Origin of the sequence: Natronolimnohabitans innermongolicus JCM 12255 (genome assembly GCF_000337215.1) — an archaeon.
Classification (GTDB): Archaea; Halobacteriota; Halobacteria; order Halobacteriales; family Natrialbaceae; genus Natronolimnohabitans; species Natronolimnohabitans innermongolicus.
Genome location: NZ_AOHZ01000088.1, coordinates 81959 through 108670 on the forward strand (window position 1 = coordinate 81959; position 26712 = coordinate 108670).

The following is a 26712-nucleotide window of genomic DNA, read 5'->3' on the forward strand; positions in this document are numbered from 1 at the left end:
CCAATGATAGCTATGCAGATGTCGACAAAATTAGAGCGGTATCGCAGACGAATAGCACGGATAGTCACACCAGAGGGGAGTGGCCCGTGACTGAATCAACAGACGATTTCGGTGCGAAAGCACATGAAATACTTGGCTACTCACGTTGGTGGCAGATCGCCGCTGCCGCCGTCATGATGGCTCTTGTCAGTCCGTACCAGTACGTCTGGGCATCGATTGAGGGCCCACTTGCGAACCAGTTAGAGGTCTCGCTGTCGGCACTCGGGTTCGTCTTCACCGTCTATGTCGTCGTGATGGCGCTCGTACAGTTTCCAGCGGGATGGTGGCGAGACCGCTACGGGCCACGGGCAGTAATCGTCGTCGCAGGTCTCCTTGCCGGTGTGGGATACTATGCCCTCTCCTTTGTAACCGCAGTGTGGCACGTCTACGTCGCGTACTTCCTCGGTGCTGTGGGCGTCGGGATGGTCTATACGGTGTCGGTGAACACGGCAGTCAAGTGGTTCCCCGATAAGCGTGGCTTGACGACCGGCATCGGAACGATGGCGTTCGCAGCGGGCAGTGCAGCGTTCGTACCCTACATCCGGATTGCCGTCGCAGACGGGACGCTCGCGAACGCCCTCTCGAATATGGGAATGCTGATCGGGATTGGCATAATCGTCGGCGCCGTTGCTCTCAATGACCCGCCAAAAGAATTTAACAAGCAGGCGTACGGACAGTGTTCCAGCACCGATCAACCGTCGACGAACGCCGAGGGGGATTCCCTCAGTGAGAGGGACTCCGACGGAACAACGACTGCCTCGGACGGCGGCGTACGTTCTTACACGTGGCAGCAGATGATCAGGACCAAGCAGTTTGCGCTGATGTATTTCATGTTCTTTGCAGTGAGCGCCGCTGGCCTCATGATCACCGCTCGAGTGGTCCTCTATGCTGAACAAGCGGAACTCACTGCGACGGCAGTGACTGTGGCAGCGACTCTGCTCCCGATAGCGTCCGCTGGCGGTCGACTCGTCGTAGGAGGAGTATCCGACTACTACTCTCGAGAGTGGGTCGCAGCGGTGTCGTTTACCGTCTGTGGCCTCGCGACGATGGCAATTGTCCTCTTCGCGGGAGTTGAATCCGGGATCGGTTATATCCTCATGGTCACCATCGCTGTCTTTTTCTGGAGCTCCCAGTTTTCGCTGTTTCCCAGCCTCGTTGGGGACTACTACGGGAGCAAACACTCCTCAACTAACTACTCTATCGTCTACTCCGGCAAGATGTGGGGAGGTGTATTTGGTGGGGGCGTTGTCGGCTGGCTCGTCGGCGTTCTCGGCTGGGACGTCACCTTCCTTCTCGGTGGGATTCTGGCGCTTGCTGCAGGCATTGTCGGCTTCTTTCTCAAGCCCCCGCGGTAACTCGGGACGGGATACAGAAATCCCGCACCCATTCGAGTTCACTTGTCCGTGACAATTCTCGTACGGAGGGGGTAAGAGTGTGAAAAGAGAGTAGAACGACTATTTCTGTTGCTTTGGACCGTTCTGGCGATGGTACTTCGGGATCTCGGCGATAGAAAATCACAGGTAGCTAAAGATAAATAGTTGTTGTAGTGATTCAGCGTTAAAGCTACACTCAGTGCGGATTGTACTCCTCTACAGGTAGTACTTCCTGGACATCATCCATCCAGAACTGCTTCTCAGCTGTCGCAAACCTCCCACCATGTTCTAGGGCAGAGGCAGCGATTAGTGCATCGAGCTGATCGACTGGTGCTCCTCGATCGTGGAGTTTAGATTGCAAGTCATGAGCTTCGATTGCAGTCCGCTGTGTCGTTGTGAAGACATCCATTGACGTCGCGATTGCGTGGTTAATCTCGTCCGGGGTGGCATCTATATATCCGTAGAGTGAGCCCATGAGCGCCTCGAATAGTACGATAGATGAGATTCCCCACCGATCTCGATCGTGCTCCTCGAGGAACTCTCTGGCGTCGACTGTTCCGTTGAGATAATCGCTCAGAAGATTATTGTCGAGGATGATTAATGTCACTGGTCCATTTCCTCGACGTGCTGATCCATCCGTCCGCGCAGTCCATCTCGAATCTCATCCATGCCCTCTCGAGACTCCTCAGGATCCCCTGATGCGATTCCGAACCCACTCCACTTGTCAGTCGACGTGAGTCGGAAGATTACGTCGTCGTAGCTCTCCCCCTCCCGTTTGAAGATGTCCAGGCGCGACTTTGCCTCGTCCGATAGCCGAATTGAAGTGCTCATGCATGCACTAACGCATGCACTCTTGATAAGAGTGGCCGTTGTTTCAATGATTTACAATCTAGAATAATATCATTTAATCAAACTGTGACATACATAGAAGACACCACTGATGATCACTAGTTTCATGAGAGAACTGCACAGATAGGACCCATTGGCCATAATCGCACATGTTTGGAGATACAATAATCAACCAGGTGCGGATCCAGCTATCGGTCAACAGCGAAGTTACGGAATGGTCAGATGGACACGATTTGTCGGATCAGGTTGGTGGAAGAGCATCATCATATTCACCGTCAAGGATTTCGGAACAATCGGCGGGGATACTAGTTCACGCGTTCTTCACAACCTCGTACCCGGTCCACCCTTCTGTCTGAATCATCTCCACGGTTGCCTCGCAGAATTCAGGCTTTGAGATGAGGTCGTTGTCAAGTAGGATGTAGAGGAGATACGGTGGTCCGACAACGTCAATGTCGTACGCGTTATCGTCAATGAGACGCCGAATTGACCGTGTCGAAGCTGAGTCAAGAATCGTTACGATCTGATCCGAAGAAGCATGCTCAGTAAGTTCTTGCTCGAGCGATTGCTCGCCTGCGTCTGGTCCATGCGGGCGGGGAACGACAGTTACGCACGACCACGGCGACGAATCCTCGTCTAGCTGTTCAAGAACACAGTAGCTTCCTTGCTTCAAGTAGTGCTCACGGCTGCCCTCAGGCGGATATTTGTTCGAGCTGACGTGATTTTAAAGTTCGTGCCTGCAGACGTTTGTCGTTGTAAGATGGATCGCGTCTTTCAGTCGTTCCCACTGAGTGGTGCTCGCAACTGCGATCAAGGAACTCGTACCGGTCAGTATCGCGTGGCGAGTGTCACTCGCCATCTCTGTCCGTCAGGAATTCAGACGTGTCTCGCTCCATAGCCGCCTCGAACGACTCTTTCTCTTCTTCCATCTTATCGAGTTTCTCACCGAGGTGGATTCGGGCCACGTCCTCACCGATATCACCGCGGCTGTATCGTTCGTACACCGCGATCTTGTCCTGTTCATCTAATGACTGTCGAAGCATTTCGACCAGGCCGACGCGAGCGAGTTCGCTCACGTTGACGTTCGACGGGAGGGCGATATATGTTATAACGTGTCCTAACTTGTCAATACACATCGTCAGGGATGTAGTACTACCGTTCAGGACTCTCACGAGGGGTCCGATATGAGTTAGGAACTGTGAAGAACCAGTAGTATCTAATGAAATGAGCGAAAGCTAGTGAACTCGTCGACACCGTCTGCGCTGCTACCGATCTGCGGTAATAACATACGATTCCATCGGCGAGACGATTCCGTCGTCGTCACTGTATCCGTGTAACGCGTCCGCAACCTCTCGAATCAGGTCGTCCCGTACCGCGCTCTCGACGGCTGCAATCGGTTCGGCCAGCGGTGAGCTAGCCGCCTCGCGGCGAACGAACTCTTCGACCGACGGATAGCGCACCGAACCGATCTCGACGGTAACTGATACGTCGTCGAACCCTGCATCCCGGACGAGTGTCTGGAGGTCTTCACCGTCCCACTCAGGGAACGGGGAGCGCATCATCGTCCCAGCTTCGTCACCGACGTGCCGGTCTAGGGCGTCGGCTAACACGACGTACGCAGGTTGATAGTCGATCGGTCGCCAAACGCTCAGCGCCACACTCCCGCCCGGCGTGAGAACCCGACGCATCTCCCCGACTGCCACACCAGGATCGTCGAAGAACTGGAGGGCCTGTTGACAGCAGACGACGTCGAACCGTTCGTCGGAGAACGGAAGGTCAGTCGCGTCGCCCCGTCGCCACTCGATCGACGGCTGGAGGTCAGCGGCGGTTTCCGCCGCCACCGCGAGCATCCCGTCGTTGATATCGAGTCCGACGACGGACCCGCCGGTACCGACTCGAGGTGCGGCCCGACGCGCCACGACGCCGGTCCCGCAGGCGACGTCCAGAACTCGATCTCCCTCCCGTATCTCGGCGGTCTCGAGCAGCCGATCCGTCCACGGCGCGAAAATCGCCGGCACGAGATACTGCTCGTAGGCCTCGGACGCACTCTGTTCGACCTGCCAGCCGGCCGGTTGACGTGTCCGGTCACTCATGGGCACACACCACGAATGCGGGTACGCCGCGAGCAGAAGTATACCTGTCTAGTGAAATATTTCACGCCGTGAAAGCGTCGGTGGCGAGGGAAATCCGAAGCGGCGGGCGCCGTTACTAGATCGATTCGCTCGAGAGCAATTCAGTTTCGCCCTCGAGCGGTCGCGCTTCATCTCGGAACTGCTCGTAATACGACGCCGCCCACGTCCGCATCTCGTCGCTCCCGGTGTCAACGAGTAACTGTAACGCCCCCGTCTCCGTGTCGTAACAACAGATGCTGACTCGGTCGTCGAAGACGCAGATACCGCATCGGTCGTCGAGCGGGAGGCCATCGTGCAGTAAGACCGTGTAGTTGGCGCGCCGCGCCGTCTTCATCACCGTTTCTTCGTCCCACGAGAGGAGATCCTCGAAAACGGCGGGCGGATAGATGTACTCACACTCCAGGCCCTCCAGGACGTGGTCGAAAAACGGCTCGAGGTTCCCCGACTTGAGCAGTGCCATGCCGAACCCGCGCATCGTTCCCGCCGTCGTGATGAGATCAGTGAGCCGTTCGATCGGTTTGTAGGGATATCCGGGCCCCGGCCTGGAAACCACGACGTCAGTGAACAACTCGACGCTGAAGCCGTCGATCTCGTGGGGGAGCCAGGGCCAGATCTCGCACAGCCGCCGTTGATACGCCATCGCGCTCTTGAATTCCTCGAACCGACTCGCAACGAACTCACCGAGACCGGTCAGCCGGTACGTCTGCCCATCTCGGTCGATCCAATGCCGCTCCTGGAAGTCCGAGAGGATTCGACCCATGGTCGGAGACGACGCCCCCGTCGCGGTACGCAGTTCGTCCCGGGTACAGGGATCCCTCGCCAACGCCTCGAGTACCCCCACGCGATGGTCCGAACTGACGAGGAACTCGATATCGTCAGGTGTCGCATCCATGGTAGTGGTACAGGTTGACACACCATAGTCGTATATGCCGGAACTCTCGTCGGTGTCCCTTCCCGTGCCAGAGAGCCTCCGGTTTCCACAGCGCTATAAAATGGCTCGTGTCGAAACTATTCTTACGATTTTTCAACTGGCTCGAGTTCGCTCGCATCCAGTTCCTCGTCGAGATATGCGACCCCCGTGTCAGTGATTCGATAGAGCCCTCTCGAGATCTTCGTGACGAGACCGTACGTAGCTAACAGTGGAAGTCGGTCACTCGCGTGTCCGGAGACGGGGCCCCCGAAGTCCTCGACAGCTTGCGGCGTGAGATTCCCTTCCTCTCGAAGCAACTCAAGTATCCGATCATCACTGGGTACCATCCAATCCGCGGGCTGTCGCATCTTAGGTTCAGTATTCACTGTTACACCCATAAAATTCTCTATTTTAGTATAATTAACCATATGTATTATTAGAGATCCCATGTATATAGTGATAGAAGGACAGGATTGATCGCCGCTACTCAGTTGATTCGATCTCAGATTCGATGAGTGCTTCGAGCTGATCCGATTCTCGGTCGTATTCATCGATATGAGCGAGTGCGATTTCGCCTCGAGGAGTAATCTCGTAGACACCGCGTCCGATATTTCGAACGAGGCCGTAGTCTTCGAGCTGGTTGAGCCGCTTTGTGGCGGTCTTTTTGTGGCGGTCGATCTCGTCAGCAATGTTTGCGCCGAGATTCCGTCCGTCTTGCAACTCCTCGAGGATTAGTCGGTCTGTTGGGAGCTGCAGTAGCATCATCGAATTCGAAGCGGAGGGAATACATGATACTATTGGTAGCGTTGTGTTAGGAACTATTGATGAACAATAACTAAAACAGCGGTCCTCAGTCGATATCTTCGACTGATTCGAGTTCGCTCGCATCTAACTCCTCATTAAGAAATGCTTCCCCATCGTCAGTAATTCGATAGAGACCCTGGGCGACACGCTCGACAAGTCCGTAGTCGGCCATCTTCGAGAGACGGTTGCTCGCGTAGTTGGCGACTGTTACGTCCAGTTGCTCGAGGGCGCTGGGAGTCATATTCCCCTCATCGCGCATTGTCTCGAGTATTTTCTCGTCAACTGGACGCATCCACTCGGCTCGCTGTCGTACCACGTTCATGGGTGCTACTGTGGAACTCATAGTAGTATCGATGAAGATTACAAAGTCTAATTGTATAAATATACGATATCCATGCATAGAAGTACTGTAGAACTCACAGTAAAGTATTAGTATACCACAGTGTAACAAGAGTAGTGACCTGCCCTTTCGGGCCTAAAAGGTCCGACGTGCTGCCACACGCCGGGGCGGGTCATCCCCTACAGGGGGTAAACAACCCATGCGAAAAGACAGCCTCCGAGCCCATAACTGTAGGGCTCACGAGTCAGACGTATCGGCTGCCCACCACGTTCAGTTCGCGATCCGTGACGACGCGCAAAAAGCGTCCCCGCGTCACACTGCGAACACACAGACGAGAGATCGACGGCTCCTCACCCGTCCGTCCGAACAGTTCCCCACACCGAACCACCACAATAGTACTCACGACGCAACCATCGTCGGCGACGACGCGATCCGCTTCGTTCCCGAGCCCACACCCTCCCCAGGTGATCCCGATGCGTAACGCCGAGCGCACTGCGATCGGCGTCGACCTCGGCGAGTACAATCTGTACACCGCCTGCCCGGCGCGGATGCCGGACTGGAACGGCGTCTACCCGATCCGCGGCAACGAGTACTGTGCGCGCCTCGACGAGTTCCGCGAGCAGGTCGCCGCGTTGCTCGGCAGCGAGTGCGACCGCGAGACGATCGTCGCGTACGTCGAGCACCGTCGCGAGGCGCTTCTCGAGCGACTGACGGACGCCGCACACGAGATCTGCGAGTACGCGAGCGCGTACGACCGGCCCGTGCTGGTCACCGAGGACAACCACTATCAGCCGGATCTCTGGGCGTGGCTGACCGACCCCGACGCACACCGCGGTACGGCGTGGCTGCTCCCGACGGCCCACCTGCGCCTGCGAGCGGTCGCCGCCGAGTACGGCCTCGAGGTTGCGACGGTGCCCGAAGCGTACTCCTCCCAGGAGTGTCACGCCTGCGGCGTCATCGGCGAACGCCCGCTGGGCGAGACGTTTCGCTGCACCAACTCGGACTGTCACGTCGACTGGGCCGACGCGGATTACAACGCCGCGAAGGTGCTCGCCCAGCGGTACTACCCCGGGCGGCGGTGTGCGTACCGACCGTCGCGCTCGGGGCCGACGGAAGAGCACTCAGCGCTCGCCGCAGACGGCGGGTCGCCACAGCACCAACAGTCACAAGATCCAGAGCTGCAGCAGCCTCCGCGGTCACCACAGTCGCCACAGGAGGATGCGTGACCGCCGACTGCAGGGCGACGCTCGAGCCGGGAGCCGAGGGTCTACGAGTCGACTCGGCGTTGGGAGAGCCCTCGAAGCCACGACTCCTCTCGGAGTGACGAGTTCCCTCGAGACCGTGAGTCGTGGCAGAACCACAAGCGGCCGCGGAACCACGAGTCGCCGCGGATAGCCGCGCGTGCGTTCGCAACCGATCGCCCGCGCCCCAGGCGACGCGCCGCTCGCCGCCCAGACACACGCTTCGCCCGCCTCCACACCCGTCCGCGTGACCGCAGAGCGCCGGCTGTATCGACGTCTCAACCACCCCGTACCCACCCTCACCGATAGCCCCCGAACACATGACCACGCACCCCGACCACACCGACCCGAACGCATCGACCGTCCGAGCGCTGGCCGCCGAACTCGAGTCGCTACGCGAACAGATCGCGACGCTCGAGTCGACCCTCGAACGGAAAGACGACCGTCTCGAGCGCCTCGAGTCCGATCTCGAACGCACCCGGGAAGCAAACGACCGCCTCGAGGATCGCGTCGACGAACTCGAGGACGCCCGACGGCCGATCGAGGCGCGACTGGACGCCCACGAGAAGAAACTCGACGCGAACAAGGCTCGCGTCGGCGAGCTCCAGGCCCGCGAACTCGAGAAGGGCGCGCATCTGCTCGACGCGAACGTCGACGAACACGCGATCGACGTCGCCGACGGCCGCCTCGAGCGGATCAGCAAGGACGACGGCAGACGGCACCTCCGACTCCCCGAGAGCGACGACCCGCTCGAGCGCGGCGGCGGGGTCGCGCTGGCCCACGGCGATCTGCTCCCGATCCAGCAACTCGCGAGGATGGACGACGACATGCTCCACGCGACCACGTCCGCGCTGCCCTCGCGACTCGCCGCGAAGCTCTGGAAGGCTCGCACCGATCCCGGCGTCGGCGACGATCCGTGGCGGAGCGGCAGCGTCGACGTCCGCGAATACGTCACGGCGAGCGACATGAAACACTGGATCCGCCGGCAAGAGTCCGGGATCAGCGAGAGCTACGCGAAGAAGCTCGTCTCCAGAACGATCGATGCGATACGCGACCTCTCGAAGCACCGGCTCGCGATCGAGCGAACCCGACAGCACAAAAACGGCCTCGAGTACACCGAACGACGCGTCCTGTTGCGAACGGACGCGGAAATCCCCGGCGAAACACCGGGAGCGACGACGGAGAACGCCCCGGCGACAGGTGGCGTCGACGGGTGACGCCGTCCCCGGACGTCTCACAGCACCCTGAGAGGGAGCGTACGCTCTACACCTGACACGAACGCCGTGCGATCGCGGTCGTCCGCCGGTTTCGGTACCTGTGCGTCCGTCGCTCGATCGGTCGTCGTCGGTCCCGAGCCGGAGACGGGCCGAGAGCGTGCACCGAAGACGTCAGGTGTCACCGGAGCGAACGAGAGACGTTCGACGGACAAACGAACGAGACGCGGCCACGATCGAGCCGCCTCACTCGAGGTTGCCGCCGAGGACCTTCGCCGCGGTAAGGATCGGATCCCAGACGGGGCTGAACGGCGGCGCGTACGCCAGGTCCGCATTCTGCAGTTCGGAGACGGTCAGTCCGGCGTGTAGCGCCGTCGCGAGCGTATCGATCCGCTTGGCGCCTTCGCGGCCGACGATGGTACCCCCGAGAACCGTTTCGCTCTCGCGGTCAGCGATCAGCGTCACCGTCAGCTCCGCGCCGTCTGGGTAGTAGTGGGCGCGCGACGACGCCGAAATCGTCACCGAAACGGGGTCGAAGCCGGCCTCCCGTGCTCGCTCCTCGTCGACGATCCCCGTTCGAGCGGCCCCGAGGTCGAACGCTTTCACGATCGCGGTTCCCGCGATGTCGCCGACGGGCGTCGGCTCGCCGGTGACCGTCTGCCCGATCGCTCGCCCCGCACGGTTCGCGGTCAACGCGAGCGGGACGTGGTCCGGCTCGCCGGTCACGACGTGGCGCGCCTCCGCACAGTCGCCGGCCGCGTAGACGTTCTCGACGTTCGTCCGACCGTACTCGTCCGTCGCGATCGCACCCGTCGGACCGCGGTCGACACCGGCCTCCGCGGCGAGGTCGACGTTCGGGCTCACGCCGACGCCGACGATCGCGATATCGGCGGCGACGGTCTCGTCTTCGAGGTCGACGCCGTCGACGCGATCGGCGCCGCGGAACCCGGAGACGGCCGTCTCGAGGTGCAGTTCGATCCCCTGCTCGCGCAGGTGCTCCTCGACGACCGAAGCGACCGCCTCGCCGAACGGCTGCAGGACGTGGGGCAGCATCTCGTAGAGGTGGACGTCGACCCCGTGGGCAGATAGCGCCTCGGCCATCTCGACCCCGACGTACCCGCCGCCGACGATCGCGGCGGTTTCGGGATCGTGGTGCGCGACGTAGTTCTCGATGGCGTCGGCTTCGTCCATATCGTGGATGGTGAAGACGCCGTCGAGGTCGAGCCCGTCGAACGGCGGTTCGATCGCACTCGCACCGGTTCCGATCAGGAGGTCGTCGTACGATTGCTCGTAGGTTTCATCGCCGGTGTCGACCGTTACCACCGCAGCGTTCGGGTCGACGTCGACGACTTCTTCGCCCGTGCGCAGGTCGACGTCTCGCTCGGTCCGGAACTCCTCGGGCGTGACGGTGACGAGGTCGTCCAGTTCGTCGACCGCACCCTTCACGTAATACGGCATCCCGCAGGCCGCGTACGAGACCCACTCCCCTTTCTCGAAGACGACGACGTCCAGCTCCGGGTTCTCTCGTTTCGCCTTGCTCGCAGCGCTCATTCCCGCCGCGTCACCGCCGATGACGACGAACGTCTCTGTCATACGCAGACCATAGGATGGGGACGCTTAAAGAACTTCTAGTACTTCCCAATACTGTACAATATCGCCTCGGTCGTCAGAATCGAGCGTCGACGAGACGGACAAAACACCGGCGGTATCCGCGGTCGCTGAGTCGCCATCGATCGGGGCACACCCGTCGTCGCGAGATACCAACGCGATCCCGGTGCGAGATACCAACGCGAACCCCTCGAGTTACGCCGTTCGGATCTGCTCGATCGCGTCCGAGAACCGCTCCGGTGGCTGGGCTCCGATCAGCGTCCCGGCGGCCTCGGTTTCCGGGTCGAAGACGACGAAGGTCGGCGTTCCGCGAATGTCGAACGACCGCGCCTGCTCCGCGTCGGCGTCGACCGACTCCTCGAGCGACGGGCGGTCGTCCTCGAGACACGCCTCGAGTTCGTCGGCGTCGACGTCCGGAACCGATGCGGTGATCTCGAGGAGGTTGTCGGTACTGGCCCACCCCGAATTCCGTTCGCCCTGTTCGGCGAAAACCGCAGCGTGCCAGTCCCAGTACGTCGACGGGTCCGACTCGCGGACCTGTTCCCAGACGCACTTCGAGGCGACGGCGGCGGTCATCGAGTCCGCCCCGAAGAAGGGCAACACGACGAAGACGAGTCGTACCTCCCCCGACTCGACGTACTCCGAGACGAGGTCGGGGAGCGTCTCCCGCTCGAACTGTTCGCAGATCGGACACTGGAAGTCGGTCCAGTAGTAGATCTCGAGCGGTGCGTCCGGATCGCCCATGATCGGTTTTCCCGCCAGGTCGACGTCGAGATCCGACGTCTCCTCGCTGGCGTGCATCGTCGGCGAGAGGGAGCTACCGTCGTCGTCATCGTCCGAGCGGGAGAGATAGTAGACACCGCCGCCACCGAGCGCGAGGGTCGAACCGGCGAGCACGGCGCGACGGGTCGTCTGATCGAGTGGCATTCGGGAAACTCGATTCCACGTTCACATCGCCACCACGTAACCGGCGCGTCGATTTGCTGGGTCAGCAAAACGGAGACGCACCTTTGTGGGAATCGTGCGACGGGACACCTATCCGTGGCCTCGAGCACACTCGATCTGGGGCGAAGAGGTGTCGTGGACTGGCCGTCCTCGAAACGCGTCGCGGGACGTCCGTGTCCGTCTGCGAACTGGACGGGGTGTCCATGAACCGGCACGACTGGATCGGCAAATTCGGGCGGAACCTTTCGGACGCGATACGGTATCCGTTCGAGTCCTGGCGCGGGACGATCGGTTTCGTCCTCGTCACGTTCGGTACCTACACCCTGTTGATCCTGAGTACGATGCCGGAGTTTGCGCTCCAGATGCTCGGCGACGGACTCCACTGGTTCGATTACGTTCTCGTCTCGCTGACGGAATCCGTCTACCTGACCGACGGCGCCACGGGGCTCGGGATTATCGTCTCCTACGCGCTCCTGACCGGCGTCGCCGTCGTCAACGCCGTCGCACAGCTCCGGCTCATCGGCCTCTCGGGTGCGACGAGCGTGTCCGGCGTCCTCCCGGGACTCGTCGCGTCCGGCTGTGCGAGCTGCGGGGCGGGTCTGCTCGCCTTCCTCGGGTTCGCCGGCGGGCTGACGCTGCTGCCGTTCGACGGCACGCTCCTCCAGGTCGGCGGTCTCGCGCTCTTGCTGTTCTTTCTCGGACGAGCGGGCCATCCCGAACGGTGTGTCGTCTCGCTGGAGGGATCGCAATGACGAGAAGAGAACACCTCCGGTCACTCGGCGCGAACCGACGGGCCGTCGTCTGGGGAGCCATCACGTCGACGGGCGTGTTCGCCCTGTTCGGTCTCGTCACCGGACTCGTTCCGAATCCGCTTTTCGTCCGGATGGTTCCACGGACGGGCTTCGATTACCTGTTTCTCACTCTGACCGCGCTTCTGGCGGGCGTCTACGTCGCCCAGCGGCTGGCGACCGACGTCCGCGGTGGCAGCGACCCGCAGCGCGATCCCGTCGACCGAGACGGACACGGCGAGCACGACCACGCTCATCGCACCGACGAGAACGACGACGAGACCACCACGGACCGACTGGCGTTCAGTGGTCTGATCGGGGGATTCCTGGCGGTCAGCTGTCCGATCTGTAACGCCGTCCTCCTGGCGCTGTTCGGTTCGTCCGCGCTCATGACGTACTTCGATCCGCTGCGGCCCCTGCTCGGTGCGGTCTCGGTCGCGTTGCTTGCAGGGTTGATCTATCTTCGCCACAGTCGAACGTGTCCGACGTGTGCGTCGCGGGCGTGAGCGCGATCACTCCGCATCCTTCCACTCGCCGGCCTCGACGTCGCGAAACTCCCCTTTAGCCTCGCGTTCGTGCGGCCAGAGCATGACCGCGAACAACGTCGCGTAGAACGCCCCGACGACGGCGAGGACGACGACTCCGGAGACCGTGCCGACCGCCGCGGCGGCGGGGAGGGAAGCGTCCGGAACGAACGCCGTGACGCGAAAGAGCCACGCGAGACCGAGGACGAGCAACAGCGCGAAGTAGATGCGTCGAAGCCGGTTCGAAACGGCCTCGAACATCGTGATTTTGTACGTCGGGTGTCGGTAGTCCTCCCCCAGTTCGGTTCGCCACTCGCGGTGCTCGACGTCCAGCGACGGATCGAGCGCGTTCGCGAACAGATCCTGCTGGAATAGGCGAACGCGCGACCGGTAGACGTCGTAGTCGCGATAGCGTCGGGACTCGATCCAGCAGAATAAGCCGACGGTCAGTACGCCGACGAGGACGATGTAGTGCGGATTGTCGGGGCTCGAGAACGCCCACGTGAGGATCGCAGCCATGAGCGTGACGCTCCACGTCGTCGTCTGGTCGAGACGCGAGCGCCAGGTCGTTTCGCGGTCCAACTCCCCGCGATAGGCGTCGCCGAGGATCGGACTCAACTCCGACGTGTCCTGGCCCAGCTCGCGTCCGGGATCGGTCGTCGCGCGCTCGGTGTCGGTATCGTCGCTCATCGATCTCTTCTCCCTTCAGCAAGTAGCGCAAAATAACGGTGGTCCGGGGACCAGAAGTAGTGTTGTTTTTATTGCGCAATATTCAAATGCTCTCGGTACGTAGTGTGGGTAATGAGCGACGTGGAACACGAAAAAGCGGGTGGCGACGGGAACGCACCGCAGACGCCGGTTCAACTGGAGAGTGTAGCCGAGTACGAGGCGCTACTCGAGGCCCACGAGCTCGTGCTCCTCGAGTTCGTCACGTCCGGATGTGGCATCTGTGCGTCCATGGAGCCGGTGCTCGGTTCCGTCGCGCGGAGCGCGCCGGGTGCGGTAGCGACGGTGAACGCCGGGCTCGTTCCGGAGCTCGCCGACGAGTTCGCCGTGCGACGCGTTCCGACGTTCGTCGTCCTGAAAGACGGTGAGGCGGTCGACCGACTCGACGACGGATTCCAGCGCGCCGAACCGATCGTCGATATCCTCGAGACGCGCGCCGAAGAGTAACCGGCGGGATGGGAAAACGGTGCGATCGCCCCCGATGAGCGGGATCAGGTCTCGGTTTTCTCGACGACGACGTCCTCGATAGCGAGGACGTCGAGTCCCATGCCGTAGAAGTCTTTGATAGCGTGCGTCGGCGTTCGGACGATCGGTTCGGCGTGATCGTTGAACGAAGTATTAAGGACGACCGGCACGCCCGCAATATCGTCGAATTCGGAGATAAGGCGGTGATAACGGGGGTGCTGATCCTCGCGGACGGTCTGGGGGCGAGTCGAGTCGTCGGCCGGGTGGAGGACGGCCTCGAGGTCGTCGGTCTTCTCGGGATCGACGTCGTACGCGTCGATCATGAACGGCGCCGGACCGCCGTCGATCAAGTAGTCGGCGGCGGCGGATTCGAGCATCGACGGCGCGAACGGTCGCCACTCCTCGCGGTGTTTGACGAACCGATTGACCCGATCTCGAGAGTCTTCGGTGCGCGGATCGGCGAGGATGCTCCGGGCGCCGAGCGCTCGCGGCCCCATCTCCATGCGGCCCTGGAACCAGCCGACGAGTTTGCCGTCCGCGAGGCGTTCGGCGACGTACCGTTCGAGGTCGTCGGGTTCCGTGTACGCGATCTTGTTGGTTTCGAGCAGCGATTTGATCTCGTCGGTCTCGTACTCGGGACCGAGGTAGGCGGTCGTTTGTTGGTCGACCTCGGCCGGCCGTTGCTGGGACCAGCCCGCACCGAGCGCGAGGCCCGCGTCGTGAGCGACCGGCTGAACGAAGACGTCGTCGACCAGCGGCGACTCGCGGATGCGCTTGTTCAGTTTGCAGTTGAGCGCCACGCCGCCGGCGAGGGCCACGTTCGACGTTCCCAGTTGCTCGACCGCGGACTCGGCGATGTCGACTACTGTCTCCTCGAGCAGTTTCTGTGCCGTGTGCGCGAGGTCCGTCTCCCACTGGTCGAACTCGCCCGGCGTCTCGTTTCGCGGCCGATCGAAGACGTCCTCGAGCCGGGCGACGCCGTGGCCGGTGCCCCACCGCTTCGTCAGATCGGTAACGTCGTAGTCGGCGCCGGTGTCGATCAGCTCTCGCAGGGTTCGTTCGATCTCCGGATTATCGTCGCCGTAGGGGGCGAGCCCCATCACCTTTCCCTCGCCGTTGAACATTCGATACCCGAGGTACTCCGTGACGACCGCGAAAAAGAGTCCGAGGCTGTTGGGATGCTCGTACGTGTACGCACGCGTGAGTCCGTCCTCGTCGGCGCGCCAGACGACAGTCGAATCGTACTCGCCTTTCGCGTCGACGGTGAGGACGACCCCCTCGTCGAATCCGGACGGATGGAACGCGCTCGCCGCGTGACAGCGGTGGTGAGCGATCGTCTCGATCGGCGGCACCGGCGACCCGATCGACTCGAGTCGGTTCTCGATCCGTCGCGTCGGGACGAACCGGGCGCGCGCCTGGCTGACGATCGTGTTCTCGAGTGCGGAAATCTTCCGTCCCAGCCCGGGGACACGAAGCGCGTCGGTGACGTAGTGAGACGTGAGTTCGCTCCGAAGACTCGGATCGTACGGAAGTAGAACGCGATCGATATCTGAGAGGGCCAGATCGCGAGAATCGAGACAGGCCTCGATCGCTCGCTCGGGAAAGGTTTCCGTCGCGTGTTTGGACCGCGTGTACCGCTCCTCCTCGACCCCGAAAACGGGAGTCGCGTCTTCGAAAAGAACGGCACTCGGATCGTGTTGCCCGTAAAGCCCGATCGCAGGTTTCAACGAAAGTCGATAGTCTGTCATATTCGAGAACGTCTCCGCTTCGAACGACGTTCGAAAGCGGATAAATCTCCGGTGGGGTTTTGCTGAACCAGCAAATCGTTGGCTATTTACCCACGTGCGAAAACGCCGGACCGGACGAACGTTGTGTGATGTATCTCCCCACACCAACACCACACACTGTCGACGAAAGAATATAAACTAGCGAGTGATCGGATACGCAGCGACGCGCAGCGGCTACGATGCCGAACCGTCGTGCGGCCAGACGGTCGTTACTCCGCGAGACGACGACTCGGACCGTCGCGATCAGTCGCAGTTCGAACAGCCGGTCCGCCATCGCACGACGAAGCCGAGTAGCGCGAGCGTCAGTACGGTTACGGCGATCTGACTTAGGCCGGCACCCAGCCCGGCCGCAGCGCCGCCGCCCGCCAGGCCGACCGCGCCGGGTGCGAGCGCGAGACAGCAGAGGCTCGCTGCGCCTGCGAGGCCGAATAGCGAACGCCGCGACGCAGTCTTCGAGTCCATTAGGAAACGATATTCCGGCTGTACCGATATACGTTCTGGAACTCGTGGCGGCTTCGAACGAACGATTACGGAGCCGACGATTCTAACCGAAACGGCACCACGCTGATCGCACGGTCTCGTTCGATCGGAGGCACCGACACTCGATCCGCAGTCATCCCCGGAAGGTAGCGTTGCCGAGACAGTGAACTACCCCACCCTACTTCGCTCAGGCTAACGCCTTCGCTTCGTTGAGGGTGGGGCTTCCTGTTTCGATGACGTGCTTTGCAGACACCACACGGGTGTCCGTAGGGAGCGCAGTCTCCACAGGCGTAGATTCGGGCCATCCCAGCCCTAGTTTAGAAAAGCCTCGTTGCAAGACATTCAACGCCGCATTCGCGTCACGGTCACACTCAAACCCGCACGACGGACACGAATGCTCTCGTACCCAAATCGGTTTCTTGGTTTCAACGCCACACGACGCACATTCCTTCGTCATCCCGTGAGGTTCAACTTGCACAACGTGGACTCCGTACAACTCTGCCTTGTATTCGAGTATCGTGATGAACTGCCGCCACGCGGCATCCTGCTTGTTCCGAGCGTTGTGCGACTCCTCAAGCATCGGTTTCACGTCTAAATCCTCGACAAACACGGCATCATACTCACGGACGAGCCACGTCGTCAGCTTCTGCTGGAAGTAAAACAGCGCCACCCAACCGACGAAAAGGCCCGCGATGACGACCACGAAATCGGCCAGACACGTTCCGACGATCACACAGTATCCGATCCCGATCGTCAGGAGTACTAACGAGAGACCGAACAGAAGGTGACACCGTCGTTCGGCTGTCGGAGCCATAGCCAGGGGTATCCCAGACGGTTACAAATAACCATGACGGTGAGTCGCTGGGTATCACGAGACTCGACGAGACGGTTCGGATACGTCGCCGGCACAATCGCAGGGACGAGTACAAGACGCTCTCGGTGATTTGCTGAACCAGCAAACCGTGGCCTATTTGACGGTGATCGACGGACAGTACCGTGTGCAACACGGAGGCGCCGCGGACTCGGGGGACATTTTTCAGCTTCTCGCGGACGAGTACGCACGGAAGATCCTCCTCGCCGCGGATCACGGACCGAAGACGGCGAAAACGCTCAGCGAGGAGTGCGACGCCTCGCTGACGACGATCTACCGGCGAGTCTCGGCGCTGCAAGAACACGACCTCATCGAGGAACACCACACCGTCGACTCCGACGGCTCTCACCGGAGCGAATTCGAAACGTCGCTGGAGGCGCTTCACGTCGAAATCAGCGACGGTACGCTCTCGCTGACGGTCGAAACGCGCGACGAGCTCGCGGACAGCTTCACGTCGCTGTGGAGCAATCTCCGGGGGAAGGACTGATGGAAGTGCCGTTTCTGCTCTCGAAGGGAGTCACGCTCGTATTGAGTCTCGTCGTCTCGTATCTCGCGTACCACGGCTACCGCCGGAGCGGCCAGACGCCGATGTTGTACGTCTCCGGCGGGTTCGTCTTCATCGGCGTCGGCGCGGTCTGCGAGGGACTCATCTACCAACTGTTCGGCACAACGATCGCGTCCGCGGCGCTCGTCCAGGCGATCGTCGTCTCGAGCGGGATGGTACTCATTCTCTTCTCGCTGGTAAAGCAGTGAATCGGTCGTCATCGAAATTATTTTCAGTCCGTCTGACCCCCATATTTTCCGACCCAGGGAATCGCCGGATGGGGTTTATGGACCGGGGCGAAACACGACTCTATGAACCGGCGTCTCTACTGCCGATCGGTCGTCGCCTCGAGTATGGGTATCGTCGCCACCGCAGGCTGTCTCGATTCACTCTCGTCGGGTGACGACGAGTCCGACCGAGCACACGCAGACGGCGTCACGCTCGGGCCGCCGGAGCAGGATTTGAGCGAGGCCTCGCACCCGAGCTACGGCGAGGAACTTCCAACGATCGAGTTTCCCGATCCGTTGACCGGAGAGACCGTTTCGACCGAGCAGTTCGAGGGAGAACGAACGACGCTACTGACGTTCTTCTACACGTCGTGTCCGGACGGCGCGTGTCCCGCGCTCCTCTTGCGGTTGCGACGAGCGCAGGAGGTCGCTGCCGAAGAGGGATACGACGACGCCGCGTTCCTCGCGATGACGTTCGATCCCGAACGCGACACCGAAGACGAGTTACGAGCGCACGCCGGCGAACAGGGCGTCGATCTCGACGCCGGAAACTGGCACTTCCTGCGCCCGGAGCGGTACGAGGAGGCAAAAGAGAGCCTCACCGGCGAGTTCGGACTGCCCCTCGAGAAGCGAGACGCCGACGAGTACGACACCCTCGAGTACATGTTCCCTCACTACAACTACATCTTCCTCGTCAACGAACTAGGGCTCATCGAACGGGTGTACCCAAACGGGGCGACCGTCGATCCGTCGCAGGTGGTCGAAGAGTTCGAAACGGTGGTGACGGCGTAGATGCGACGACGAGACGTGCTCGCGGGCGTCGGTAGCCTGGGCGTCGTCGGCGGCGGTGGGGTGCTGGCGGTTCGCGGGGTCCCGTCGTTCGAAGCCGACGGCGACGAGAAAACAGCGCCGGACGGGACGGACTCGACGGCTGACGATCCGATCGAGATAAAAACGGTCGAAGCACCGGGTAGCGAGGGCGGTGAAGTTCGGGTACCGACAGGCGACCGAGCGACGTTCGTCGATTTCTTCGGCACGTGGTGTCCGCCGTGTGTCGAACAGATGCCCGCATTAGCCGAGGCCAACGACCGAGTCGGTGCAGACGTGCTGTTTCTCTCGGTCACCAGCGAGGCAGTCGGCTCGTCCATCACCGAGGACGAACTGGTCGACTGGTGGGACGAACACGACGGCGATTGGCTGCTCGGCCTCGATCCGACCGCCGAACTGACTGCGCGCTATCTCGCCGGCGGGTATCCTTCCGCCGTCGCGATCGATTCGACCGGGCGCGTGCAGTGGGCAGACTCCGGCGTGAAAACCGCAGACGAACTCGTCGCGGGGATCGAACGGGCGCTCGAGGCTGAGACGGAGACGTAATCGATGCTCGACGCTGCGCTCCTCTCGACGCTCGGGTTCGCGCTCACTGCAGGCCTGGCGACCTTCTTCAGTCCGTGTGCGTATCCGTTACTACCGGGCTACGTCGGCTTCTACGTTAGTCAGACGGAGGGAGACGACGCGTCGCTCGGCGGCGCACTCCTCCGAGGCGGGCTCGCCGGCATCGGCGCGCTGGGAACGCTTGCGATTCTTCTGGGAGCGACGTTCTGGCTCGGGCATTCGACGGTGTCACAGCTCACCGTCTTCGAGTCGCTCGTCGGCGGATTTCTGGTGGGTTTCGGTTTGCTCGTCTTTCTCGGCCGGGCACCGTCGCTATCGGTTCCGCTCCCGGCTCGGCGCTCGAGCGTGCTTGGATTCGGAGTCTTCGGCGCGGGATACGCGCTCGCCGCGGCTGGATGTGTCGCCCCCGTCTTCCTCGCCGTGGTCGCCCGCGCGCTGTCACTGCCAGCCGACGCAGCGGCGCTCGTATTGGTGACGTACGTCGGAAGTGTCGTACTACTAATGATCGCAGTGACTGTCGCGACCGGAATGGGGCTGCTCGCGAGTGCAGGGCGATTGGCCGCCTACTCGGGGACACTAACGCGCCTCGCCGGCGCAGTGATGATCGCCGCCGGAATCGGCCAACTGTACCTGGCTCTCGTCGTCTACTGACGACGGAAGTGCCATCGATCGGTCGTCTTCTACCGCTCCGGTTCTCTGCCAAACGATCGGTGCGAGTGCGAACAGTACGGGAGCGAACGCACGGTGCAGTTTCGTTAGTATCGATCGTCTGTTGCAGACGAGGTGCCGTGGTTTGAGAGGGGCGCGTTCGAGTCGTTCGACTGCCGCGAGTGTGCCCGCAGCGTACGCTACGAGTCCGGAACCGACGACGAGCAAGCCGAGTAGGAACTGCAAAAGACCACGAACCAGCTCGAGACGCTGTTTGAGGTGCTGCCCGTCGGTGCCGTGGTCGCGAACGCGGACGGATCGCTCCGCAGAGCGAACGATGTTGCAAAGGAGATCTGGGGCGGTGACGTCTTCGACGCTGAATCCGTCGCCGACTACGAGAAGTACGACGCAGTGTGGGCAGACACGGGCGAACCGGTCGAGCCGGAAGAGTGGACAATGGCGCAGGTACTCCGCGGTGAGGAGGTGACAGACCCGAACGTCTACGAGATTGAGGCGTTCGACGGCGAACGGCGAATCATCATGGAGCACGGAAGGTCGGTCCGTGACGAGCGTGGAAACCTAACGCGAGCAGTCGTGACGCTCACCGATATCACCGAACGCCGAGAGTATCGGCGCAAACTCGAGGAGTCGAACGTGCGCTTAGAGCAGTTCGCCTACGCCGCCTCCCACGATCTGCAGGAACCGCTCCGGATGGTCACGAGCTACCTCCAGTTGCTCGAACAGCGGTACGCGGACGAGCTCGACGAAGATGCCGAGGAGTTCATCGAGTTCGCCGTCGACGGCGCCGACCGGATGCGCGAGATGATCGACGGGCTGCTCACGTACTCCCGAATCGACACGCGCGGCGAGCCGCTCGAACCTGTCACACTGGAGACCGTCCTCGACGAGACACTGGACAACCTGCAAGTACGGATCGAAGAGAGCGACGCCGAGATTACGACGGAGACGCTGCCCCGCGTCGAGGGCGACGCCAGCCAACTCCGACAGCTGTTCCAGAACCTGCTTGAGAACGCCATCGAGTACAGCGGCGACGAGTCGCCGCGGGTTCGGATCGACGCCGAACGGCGCGGGAGCGAGTGGGTCGTCTCCGTCAGTGACGAGGGAATCGGCATCGATCCGGAAGACCAGGAGCGGATCTTCGAGGTGTTTGAACGGCTGCACAGCCGCGAGGACCACGGCGGGACGGGAATCGGTCTCGCACTCTGTGAACGGATCGTCGAGCGCCACGGCGTTCGAGCGAGCGAAGCGAGTTCGTGCTCGACAGACTCGCGGAGTGAGTCTGTCGGCGGCGACATCCGGGTCGAGTCTGAACCCGGTGAGGGGACGACGTTCTCATTTACGTTACCAGCTGCAGACGGTCCCGATCAGGACGACAGCTGAGGCGAAGCCGGTCTACCCGGCAAGACGATCCGCTTGCAGTTCGCTCGAGCGGCCCTGAGCCTTCAGCGAGCCGCGCTGTATTGCTTCTGGCGGGAATTAGCCTAGACACTCAGACGCATCGGTGTCGACATAAATCAATGAGCACGTGTAGTGAGCAGATGGTTCACCGAACTCGGCGTGAAACAAATAGAGTCGTCGTACTGCACTCATGCTCTCGGCCTTGTTTGAACGCGTGATTTCACGGGTGAGAGTCCTCTATTGCGCGTTCGATGTTGCGGACGGCGGATTTCATGACAAGTTCACGGAATTGACCGAACCAGGTTCTCGACCAGAGCGTATCGCCGTATCTGCGTCGGAGTCCGAAAAACACCGATTCAGCGTTCGATCGCTGGTGATACGCCCGATCCTTGATGAGTAAATTCATCGCCCACCCCCGCATTCCAGGGTCTCGCTGCGGAATCAGCGGCGTGATACTTTCTGCACGCAACCTCGTGCGAATCTCTTCCCAGTCGTAGCCCTTATCGGCAACGACAGTCGCCAAGTCGTCGAGATTCCGCACTAACACCTGCCAGCCGACTTGTGTATCGTGCGGTTGTTTCATCGAGCAGTGTATATCGAGAATCGTACTGGTTTCACAATCGATAAGCAGCGTCGTCTTCACCGCCTCAAACGTATAGTCCGTCCGTTTTGCGTAGTGCTGGCTGGCCTGGACGCGATCGACACCGGTTGCGTCGATCGCCTGCACATCACCGAGATCATACAGCTCAACGGACTGATCAAGGATCGCTCGCCACCGCTTCATCGGAATCTCCTGCTTTCGCGTACACACCGTCGAGAAGTGTGGAACCGTTTCAGGCGTCAATCCGAGTGATTTCGTTACTCCTGGCATCTCGCGGAGGACGTCCATCAGCTTCCGGTACGGATGGCCGAAATACTCCTTCAACCCCTGAACGGCGAGAATCACCCAGTCAGCGTAGCCTTCTTCTCCCGGACGGTAAGCCGGAGCTGGCTGGCCAACGACGGCTTTTTGAGCGAGCGACACAACCCTCTCTATGAAGCGGGAGGTCTTCGTGTGCACAACGAATCCGTCCCGCTTCACTTCCTAGTAGATTTGGTATTTTCTCCGAGCTACTAGCACGGCGATACGAGTTCGATCGGCTCTACAGTGCTAACGTTTGAGCGTCTAAACAAGGCCCAACCTCTGCATACAGCACGCAGTTACTAACAGAATCTGAGTAAAGCGTTCAGCCTCTGCTGAATTCACAGCGCGAGTCTTGCGCTAATACGAGTTCGTTAGGTTCAGCATTATCAACTGCCAAATTGGACGGTACAGATAAGGTGATAAGAATTACATTTCACTCCGCCAATCGGTTGTAAAGTCTCCCAAACAGGTACCCGAGGATGTATGCATCGATGAAGCCCAGAACTGTTCCCCAAACGAGATCCCCAGGCTCATGGCTGTATCCCGGGTAGAGGTCCGCAAGCAACAGTCGCCAGCGTTCTCCGTATTTTGTCCCAGCTGCCAGTTCCAGGAAAGCAACCACTGCACCCCAGATGATACCTGCCGAGAGGCCGAGCGCACCGGCATCTACCTTCCCTGTGGTCTCCATGGCTTCGGCTGAGGGAGCACGGGTCTGNCCCCAGATGATACCTGCCGAGAGGCCGAGCGCACCGGCATCTACCTTCCCTGTGGTCTCCATGGCTTCGGCTGAGGGAGCACGGGTCTGTTCTTGGACCGAGGACTGTGAGTCGCTCATCCTACCGAGAGGTCGTCTCCTTCAACAAAAATACACCAGGGTAGTCCTAGCGCTGTGAGAATTACTACACGTAGAACTGGTCATCGGCACCCGTAACACTCGATACGCCGATTTTCCCATAGTCCAGTCAGTATGAATCAAACGACTCATTCGATAGCCATAGAGACAAATCTTCATTCCCTGTACGGAGATTGCCGATGGATTCACCCTCTGTCTGGTGAACGAAACAAAGTCGCTCTGCTGTACTCATCCTCTGGATTCAGCACGGAGTTTCTGACAGAATCTGAGTAGAACGTTCAGTCTCTGCTGAATACAGGGCGCGAACGTCGCATGAAGTTTGGCCCAGTTTGCGACGGTGTTGCAAGTGGCTGCTAGGAGGTTTTTTCAGTCACTGTCGCCCGCGGAGATGCTGAAACGGAATGTTTGGCCCTGGCAGGTCTTTGCCGAGGTAATATTGAATATCGCCAGCTGTACCCGGTTTGTGGGTATTCAATAGGTAGCTCGGCGAATCGAGTATCGGTAGTCACGTGGTCTGCCCCCAATCGTTTTCACAGTTGTTGGCGTACTCCGGCTAAGAGTCGAGTTAACATGGAACACCGTAGGCGGGACTCACCGATCGGCGACATCGCGTACTTAACCCGGTCCGAACATCGCGTCCCGACGCTCGTCGCGCTGACAGAGCGTCCGCAGAGTCGCTCTGGACTCTGCGAGTTGACCGGGGTTTCCTCGTCTACAATACGACGGACATTAACCGAATTTGAGGACCGGAACTGGATCCGAAAAGAGGGATATCAGTTCGTCGCAACGACTCTGGGGGAGAGTATTGCCTCCGGAATGGAGGACCTGCTCGAACGAGTCGAAGTCGAACGGAAGTTACGTGACGTTTGGCACTTGCTTCCGAACCATGTGATCGAATTCACTATCGAGATGAGTTCGGAGACGACGGTGACTGTCGCTGACCACGACGCGCCGTACCGTCCGATTGGACGATTCAGGTCGTTGCTCCAGGATGCCGATCAGTTCCGGTTTCTCGGAGTCGACATCGCCTTGCTCGAACCCTGTCGGGAGGAGTTCCGTCAACGGCTTCGCGACGGAATGCAAGCTGAAATAATTGATCCACCAAACGCTGCCAGATACGTTCTCTCGACGTATCCCGAACTCTGCTCTGACATCCTCGAAAGCGGCAATCTGAATCCACTCGTCCACGACGATGTGCCTCCTTACGGCCTCAGTTTCTTCGACGATCGAGTCGCTGTGAACGACTACGATCCCGACACCGCAGGAGTGGAGGTGTTAATCGACACCGACACACCGGCGGCACAGGAGTGGGCAGAGTCGGTGTACACCACATACAAAACCGAGTCTCGACCACTCGAATACCAACAGATCGTCGGATAGCGATTCACCGACGTAAGCATGTGAGCTCTCGTGCCAGATCGCTCGTTTCTACTGTTGACCAGAACAGTCCAAAAGGAAAGTTCACATCACACCGGTTTCTGAATCGCACCGGTTGACGCTTCTTCAGCAGTTGCAAAGCATGGCTGTACCTGCCGAAATGGCACAAAATAGCTACAACAGCCTCGGCTTCATACTCTCGCTTGCAGGGATGGAGTGAAGAACAATGGTAAATAGGAAGCGAGTCACCCACGGAATAGACCTCGACACACTCGAAGAGTTTGCCGAGCACGCAGCAGAACACCCTGAAGAAGTCAAACTTGGCCTCGGGGCGTCAGCGACGTACGAAGGGACGGCCGCACACAGCCTGGCGAAGATCGACAGTTACGAACTCGGAGGGAAAACGATCGCCCGCGAAACACGCGAGTACACGCTTCCCTACGGCGGCTGGAAAGAAGTACTGGACGCTGGTGGCTGGGTCGGCGCGACCGACCGGATGGAACCAATCGAAGCCGCGCTGTCCGCGCTGTCCGCCTGTATCAACGTCGGGATCACCATCAACGCCGTCGCTAACGGTGTTGACATCGACCATCTCCAAACTCGCGTGCGGACCGAGTTTGATCCGGCAGTCCTCTTCGGCCTCGAGGAAATCGCCGAGTCCGACACCGTCTTCGAGAACGTGACCGCGGAGATCGAGATCGACGGGCAGGATCTCGACAGAGACCTCATCGATGAGTGGGCACGACGGGCGCCAGTCTACACATTCGTCCCCCTCGCTCAAGACGTCGATACGACCATCAACACTCCTGCTGAGGTGGCAGGCGACGACTAACAGGTGTTCCGTAATGAGCGAATCATTCGACACGGACAAACTCGAACGCGAAGTTAAATCGATGTACCGCGACGTGGCGGAGTCCGCCGACGCGGAGTTCCACTTCGAGACGGGCCGTGAACTCGCCGAACGGCTCGGATACGATTCGGACACGCTCACCGACGTTCCCGACGAAGCGATCAACTCGTTCGCAGGGGTCGGGTACTACTTCGAGATGGCGGAACCCAACTCGCGCGAAGACGTCCTCGATCGGTTGCTGTATTCATCTCTGCGTCGGTTACGTTGATTCAATATATCTGTGATACCACACTAGTTGGTTTCACGCTTGCATCGAGTGCCGCCTGATCATTGTCTGCATGGCCGTCAGCGGCTGCAGAAATTGCAGAAGATAACTATCTAACGTTTCGTGTCGTAGCGTCTCTCGTTGGGGTGATATAAAGATGCAAACACCAAAAATGAGGGAAGTGACGTGCCCGGAATGTGGAGAAATCAGTAACGTTCCAGTCCCCGAAGCGGACGTGAAACTGAAAGTCAGCCCATACAGACGTGCATTCGGCGACTACACGGAAATCGAATGCTTGGACGGGCATATCTTCTGGGTCTACTACTGCTAATTAAATACGTTCGCTCTTCTGTAGGAGATTGTTGATACTGCTCAGCTGTCGCTGTGGAATCGAAGAGAGCAAGGACACCGCGTCAGCGGTGTCCGTTAGGCATGATTCCGCTAGATGTGTTTGGATCGGAATCGGTCGCAGCGGACCTGTTGGCGCAGGTTCGCTGGCGTAACGGTGTTACTTGCCCTCGCTGCCGTTCTGACCTGACGGTCAAGAACGGCAGCTATGGACACTTTCAGCGCTATCTCTGTAAGAATTGCGACCGCACGTTCAACGACAAGACCGGCACGATCTTCGCCCATTCGAAAGTCGCGCTCAGAAAGTGGCTATTCTCGATCTACGCGTTTCTCCGGTTTAACACGAGTCTTCGCCAACTTCAGCTAGAGATCGACGTCCAATACAAAACGATCTACCAGCGCGTCGAGCGCTTCACGAAGGCGCTCGACGCGCCTTCGCTCGACCTCGTTGGTCCTGTCGAAATCGACGAAGTCTACGTTTCTGCGGGGCTGAAAGGCCGCGAGCGCGACCAAGAGTCGCGCTCGCGTGGCCTGTCAACGCGTGGGCGAGGATCGTACGACCAGGACAAACCGCCGGTGTTCACGATCGTCGATCGTGGCACCGGCGACCGATACGTGATCCCCGCGAAATCAGCCGACGAATCGACGGTTCGGCTCCTTCTCGCAAACCGCGAGAAGGAGCCACTGACCGTCTACACTGACGGATTTCGAGCCTACGATCCACTCGACGTGGACGACGCATTCGACCGCGAATACGTCGTCCACGGCGACGGCGAATACGCCGACGCAGAC

32 protein-coding genes and 2 pseudogenes are annotated in these 26712 nt (G+C 60.2%); 17 read left to right on the plus strand and 17 right to left on the minus strand.

Annotated features, from left to right (window positions below; translation table 11 throughout):
• Positions 1-173: 173 nt before the first annotated feature.
• A complete protein-coding gene (locus C493_RS19220; protein WP_007261161.1) occupies positions 174-1394 on the plus strand; it encodes an MFS transporter in 1221 nt (406 codons plus the stop codon).
• 214 nt (positions 1395-1608) lie between these two features.
• Here C493_RS19220 and C493_RS19225 read toward each other — a convergent pair whose 3' ends face one another.
• From C493_RS19225 to C493_RS19260, 9 genes are all read right to left on the minus strand, one after another.
• Positions 1609-2019 carry a PIN domain-containing protein gene (locus tag C493_RS19225; RefSeq protein ID WP_007261162.1) on the minus strand — a complete coding sequence of 137 codons (411 nt, stop codon included), beginning with the start codon at positions 2017-2019 and terminating at the stop codon, positions 1609-1611.
• Positions 2016-2243, minus strand: coding sequence for a DUF7557 family protein (locus tag C493_RS19230; RefSeq protein ID WP_007261163.1), 228 nt, complete (start codon positions 2241-2243; stop codon positions 2016-2018). Before C493_RS19230 ends, C493_RS19225 begins: the two co-directional genes overlap by 4 nt.
• Before the next feature lie 328 nt (positions 2244-2571).
• A complete protein-coding gene (locus C493_RS23955; protein WP_241430924.1) occupies positions 2572-2931 on the minus strand; it encodes a hypothetical protein in 360 nt (119 codons plus the stop codon).
• A gap of 175 nt (positions 2932-3106) precedes the next feature.
• A complete protein-coding gene (locus C493_RS19235) occupies positions 3107-3334 on the minus strand; it encodes a hypothetical protein (protein WP_007261164.1) in 228 nt (75 codons plus the stop codon).
• Between the two features lie 189 nt (positions 3335-3523).
• Entirely contained in the window at positions 3524-4351 is an 828-nt protein-coding gene (locus C493_RS19240; RefSeq protein WP_007261165.1) for a class I SAM-dependent methyltransferase, read from the minus strand.
• Between the two features lie 115 nt (positions 4352-4466).
• Positions 4467-5282, minus strand: coding sequence for a helix-turn-helix transcriptional regulator (locus tag C493_RS19245; RefSeq protein ID WP_007261166.1), 816 nt, complete (start codon positions 5280-5282; stop codon positions 4467-4469).
• A gap of 122 nt (positions 5283-5404) precedes the next feature.
• A complete protein-coding gene (locus C493_RS19250; protein ID WP_007261167.1) occupies positions 5405-5647 on the minus strand; it encodes a hypothetical protein in 243 nt (80 codons plus the stop codon).
• 136 nt (positions 5648-5783) lie between these two features.
• Positions 5784-6065, minus strand: coding sequence for a helix-turn-helix domain-containing protein (locus C493_RS19255; protein WP_007261168.1), 282 nt, complete (start codon positions 6063-6065; stop codon positions 5784-5786).
• 85 nt (positions 6066-6150) lie between these two features.
• Positions 6151-6396 carry a hypothetical protein gene (locus C493_RS19260; RefSeq protein ID WP_007261169.1) on the minus strand — a complete coding sequence of 82 codons (246 nt, stop codon included), beginning with the start codon at positions 6394-6396 and terminating at the stop codon, positions 6151-6153.
• 521 nt (positions 6397-6917) lie between these two features.
• Between C493_RS19260 and C493_RS19265 the strand changes: the two genes are divergently transcribed.
• Positions 6918-7670, plus strand: a complete 753-nt coding sequence (locus tag C493_RS19265; protein WP_241430925.1) for a transposase — start codon at positions 6918-6920, stop codon at positions 7668-7670.
• Positions 7671-8005: 335 nt separating this feature from the next.
• On the plus strand, positions 8006-8902 hold the full coding sequence (locus C493_RS19270; RefSeq protein WP_007261171.1) for a hypothetical protein: 897 nt from the start codon (positions 8006-8008) through the stop codon (positions 8900-8902).
• Positions 8903-9145: 243 nt separating this feature from the next.
• On the opposite strand, the gene C493_RS19275 is transcribed toward C493_RS19270, so the two are convergent.
• Together C493_RS19275 and C493_RS19280 are read right to left on the minus strand one after the other, a co-directional pair.
• A complete protein-coding gene (locus C493_RS19275; protein ID WP_007261172.1) occupies positions 9146-10492 on the minus strand; it encodes an FAD-dependent oxidoreductase in 1347 nt (448 codons plus the stop codon).
• A 210-nt stretch (positions 10493-10702) separates the two neighbouring features.
• Complete coding sequence (locus C493_RS19280) at positions 10703-11434, minus strand: DsbA family protein (RefSeq protein ID WP_007261173.1); 732 nt, start codon at positions 11432-11434, stop codon at positions 10703-10705.
• Positions 11435-11655: 221 nt separating this feature from the next.
• Here C493_RS19280 and C493_RS19285 point away from each other — a divergent pair, with 221 nt between their 5' ends.
• Both C493_RS19285 and C493_RS19290 read left to right on the plus strand, forming a co-directional pair.
• Positions 11656-12204, plus strand: coding sequence for a hypothetical protein (locus tag C493_RS19285; RefSeq protein WP_007261174.1), 549 nt, complete (start codon positions 11656-11658; stop codon positions 12202-12204).
• The gene (locus C493_RS19290) at positions 12201-12746 is read left to right on the plus strand and encodes a hypothetical protein (protein WP_007261175.1); all 546 of its coding nucleotides are present in this window, start codon (positions 12201-12203) and stop codon (positions 12744-12746) included. The genes C493_RS19285 and C493_RS19290 overlap by 4 nt, the downstream gene beginning before the upstream one ends.
• Positions 12747-12752: 6 nt before the next feature.
• On the opposite strand, the gene C493_RS19295 is transcribed toward C493_RS19290, so the two are convergent.
• On the minus strand, positions 12753-13454 hold the full coding sequence (locus C493_RS19295) for a DUF2270 domain-containing protein (RefSeq protein WP_007261176.1): 702 nt from the start codon (positions 13452-13454) through the stop codon (positions 12753-12755).
• A 111-nt stretch (positions 13455-13565) separates the two neighbouring features.
• Between C493_RS19295 and C493_RS19300 the strand changes: the two genes are divergently transcribed.
• On the plus strand, positions 13566-13937 hold the full coding sequence (locus C493_RS19300; RefSeq protein ID WP_007261177.1) for a thioredoxin family protein: 372 nt from the start codon (positions 13566-13568) through the stop codon (positions 13935-13937).
• Positions 13938-13981: 44 nt separating this feature from the next.
• On the opposite strand, the gene C493_RS19305 is transcribed toward C493_RS19300, so the two are convergent.
• The 3 genes and pseudogenes from C493_RS19305 to C493_RS19315 form a co-directional block, all read right to left on the minus strand.
• Positions 13982-15703, minus strand: coding sequence for a carbamoyltransferase family protein (locus C493_RS19305; RefSeq protein WP_007261178.1), 1722 nt, complete (start codon positions 15701-15703; stop codon positions 13982-13984).
• A gap of 282 nt (positions 15704-15985) precedes the next feature.
• Entirely contained in the window at positions 15986-16204 is a 219-nt protein-coding gene (locus tag C493_RS22355; RefSeq protein ID WP_007261179.1) for a hypothetical protein, read from the minus strand.
• Between the two features lie 205 nt (positions 16205-16409).
• Positions 16410-16877 (minus strand): annotated as a pseudogene (locus tag C493_RS19315) (RNA-guided endonuclease InsQ/TnpB family protein); the annotation flags it as partial.
• A 343-nt stretch (positions 16878-17220) separates the two neighbouring features.
• Between C493_RS19315 and C493_RS19320 the strand changes: the two are divergent.
• From C493_RS19320 to C493_RS19345, 6 genes and pseudogenes are all read left to right on the plus strand, one after another.
• Positions 17221-17580: an ArsR/SmtB family transcription factor gene (locus tag C493_RS19320; RefSeq protein ID WP_007261181.1), complete on the plus strand. Its 360-nt coding sequence runs from the start codon at positions 17221-17223 to the stop codon at positions 17578-17580.
• Positions 17580-17846: a DUF7521 family protein gene (locus C493_RS19325; protein ID WP_007261182.1), complete on the plus strand. Its 267-nt coding sequence runs from the start codon at positions 17580-17582 to the stop codon at positions 17844-17846. Before C493_RS19320 ends, C493_RS19325 begins: the two co-directional genes overlap by 1 nt.
• Before the next feature lie 102 nt (positions 17847-17948).
• Positions 17949-18656, plus strand: coding sequence for an SCO family protein (locus C493_RS19330; protein WP_007261183.1), 708 nt, complete (start codon positions 17949-17951; stop codon positions 18654-18656).
• Complete coding sequence (locus C493_RS19335) at positions 18657-19238, plus strand: TlpA family protein disulfide reductase (RefSeq protein ID WP_007261184.1); 582 nt, start codon at positions 18657-18659, stop codon at positions 19236-19238.
• A 3-nt stretch (positions 19239-19241) separates the two neighbouring features.
• Complete coding sequence (locus tag C493_RS19340) at positions 19242-19907, plus strand: cytochrome c biogenesis protein CcdA (RefSeq protein ID WP_007261185.1); 666 nt, start codon at positions 19242-19244, stop codon at positions 19905-19907.
• Positions 19908-20141: 234 nt separating this feature from the next.
• Positions 20142-21305: pseudogene (locus C493_RS19345) on the plus strand (sensor histidine kinase); the annotation flags it as partial.
• Between the two features lie 238 nt (positions 21306-21543).
• Here C493_RS19345 and C493_RS19350 read toward each other — a convergent pair.
• Positions 21544-22404 carry an IS5 family transposase gene (locus C493_RS19350; RefSeq protein ID WP_007261187.1) on the minus strand — a complete coding sequence of 287 codons (861 nt, stop codon included), beginning with the start codon at positions 22402-22404 and terminating at the stop codon, positions 21544-21546.
• Positions 22405-22660: 256 nt separating this feature from the next.
• Positions 22661-23062: a bacteriophage holin gene (locus C493_RS23960; protein ID WP_007261188.1), complete on the minus strand. Its 402-nt coding sequence runs from the start codon at positions 23060-23062 to the stop codon at positions 22661-22663.
• Between the two features lie 588 nt (positions 23063-23650).
• Between C493_RS23960 and C493_RS19360 the strand changes: the two genes are divergently transcribed.
• The 5 genes from C493_RS19360 to C493_RS19375 all read left to right on the plus strand — a co-directional run.
• Complete coding sequence (locus C493_RS19360) at positions 23651-24460, plus strand: helix-turn-helix transcriptional regulator (RefSeq protein ID WP_007261189.1); 810 nt, start codon at positions 23651-23653, stop codon at positions 24458-24460.
• Positions 24461-24683: 223 nt separating this feature from the next.
• The gene (locus C493_RS19365) at positions 24684-25289 is read left to right on the plus strand and encodes an OsmC family protein (RefSeq protein ID WP_007261190.1); all 606 of its coding nucleotides are present in this window, start codon (positions 24684-24686) and stop codon (positions 25287-25289) included.
• Positions 25290-25302: 13 nt separating this feature from the next.
• Positions 25303-25575: a hypothetical protein gene (locus C493_RS19370; protein WP_007261191.1), complete on the plus strand. Its 273-nt coding sequence runs from the start codon at positions 25303-25305 to the stop codon at positions 25573-25575.
• Between the two features lie 169 nt (positions 25576-25744).
• Positions 25745-25903 (plus strand): hypothetical protein, encoded by a 159-nt coding sequence (locus C493_RS24320; RefSeq protein WP_449289433.1) that lies wholly within the window; start codon positions 25745-25747, stop codon positions 25901-25903.
• Positions 25904-26004: 101 nt separating this feature from the next.
• Positions 26005-26712: IS1595 family transposase (locus C493_RS19375; RefSeq protein WP_049889519.1), on the plus strand; the 708-nt coding region annotated here is incomplete at its 3' end.

Coding starts and splice junctions, on each gene's coding strand:
- C493_RS19220 (WP_007261161.1), top strand. CDS start 174: ATGATGGCTCTTGTCAGTCCGTACCAGTACGTCTGGGCATCGATTGAG.
- C493_RS19230 (WP_007261163.1), bottom strand. CDS start 2,243: ATGAGCACTTCAATTCGGCTATCGGACGAGGCAAAGTCGCGCCTGGAC.
- C493_RS19240 (WP_007261165.1), bottom strand. CDS start 4,351: ATGAGTGACCGGACACGTCAACCGGCCGGCTGGCAGGTCGAACAGAGT.
- C493_RS19245 (WP_007261166.1), bottom strand. CDS start 5,282: ATGGATGCGACACCTGACGATATCGAGTTCCTCGTCAGTTCGGACCAT.
- C493_RS19250 (WP_007261167.1), bottom strand. CDS start 5,647: ATGGTACCCAGTGATGATCGGATACTTGAGTTGCTTCGAGAGGAAGGG.
- C493_RS19255 (WP_007261168.1), bottom strand. CDS start 6,065: ATGATGCTACTGCAGCTCCCAACAGACCGACTAATCCTCGAGGAGTTG.
- C493_RS19260 (WP_007261169.1), bottom strand. CDS start 6,396: ATGCGTCCAGTTGACGAGAAAATACTCGAGACAATGCGCGATGAGGGG.
- C493_RS19265 (WP_241430925.1), top strand. CDS start 6,918: ATGCGTAACGCCGAGCGCACTGCGATCGGCGTCGACCTCGGCGAGTAC.
- C493_RS19270 (WP_007261171.1), top strand. CDS start 8,006: ATGACCACGCACCCCGACCACACCGACCCGAACGCATCGACCGTCCGA.
- C493_RS19275 (WP_007261172.1), bottom strand. CDS start 10,492: ATGACAGAGACGTTCGTCGTCATCGGCGGTGACGCGGCGGGAATGAGC.
- C493_RS19280 (WP_007261173.1), bottom strand. CDS start 11,434: ATGCCACTCGATCAGACGACCCGTCGCGCCGTGCTCGCCGGTTCGACC.
- C493_RS19285 (WP_007261174.1), top strand. CDS start 11,656: ATGAACCGGCACGACTGGATCGGCAAATTCGGGCGGAACCTTTCGGAC.
- C493_RS19290 (WP_007261175.1), top strand. CDS start 12,201: ATGACGAGAAGAGAACACCTCCGGTCACTCGGCGCGAACCGACGGGCC.
- C493_RS19295 (WP_007261176.1), bottom strand. CDS start 13,454: ATGAGCGACGATACCGACACCGAGCGCGCGACGACCGATCCCGGACGC.
- C493_RS19300 (WP_007261177.1), top strand. CDS start 13,566: ATGAGCGACGTGGAACACGAAAAAGCGGGTGGCGACGGGAACGCACCG.
- C493_RS19305 (WP_007261178.1), bottom strand. CDS start 15,703: ATGACAGACTATCGACTTTCGTTGAAACCTGCGATCGGGCTTTACGGG.
- C493_RS22355 (WP_007261179.1), bottom strand. CDS start 16,204: ATGGACTCGAAGACTGCGTCGCGGCGTTCGCTATTCGGCCTCGCAGGC.
- C493_RS19325 (WP_007261182.1), top strand. CDS start 17,580: ATGGAAGTGCCGTTTCTGCTCTCGAAGGGAGTCACGCTCGTATTGAGT.
- C493_RS19330 (WP_007261183.1), top strand. CDS start 17,949: ATGAACCGGCGTCTCTACTGCCGATCGGTCGTCGCCTCGAGTATGGGT.
- C493_RS19335 (WP_007261184.1), top strand. CDS start 18,657: ATGCGACGACGAGACGTGCTCGCGGGCGTCGGTAGCCTGGGCGTCGTC.
- C493_RS19340 (WP_007261185.1), top strand. CDS start 19,242: ATGCTCGACGCTGCGCTCCTCTCGACGCTCGGGTTCGCGCTCACTGCA.
- C493_RS19360 (WP_007261189.1), top strand. CDS start 23,651: ATGGAACACCGTAGGCGGGACTCACCGATCGGCGACATCGCGTACTTA.
- C493_RS19365 (WP_007261190.1), top strand. CDS start 24,684: ATGGTAAATAGGAAGCGAGTCACCCACGGAATAGACCTCGACACACTC.
- C493_RS19370 (WP_007261191.1), top strand. CDS start 25,303: ATGAGCGAATCATTCGACACGGACAAACTCGAACGCGAAGTTAAATCG.
- C493_RS24320 (WP_449289433.1), top strand. CDS start 25,745: ATGAGGGAAGTGACGTGCCCGGAATGTGGAGAAATCAGTAACGTTCCA.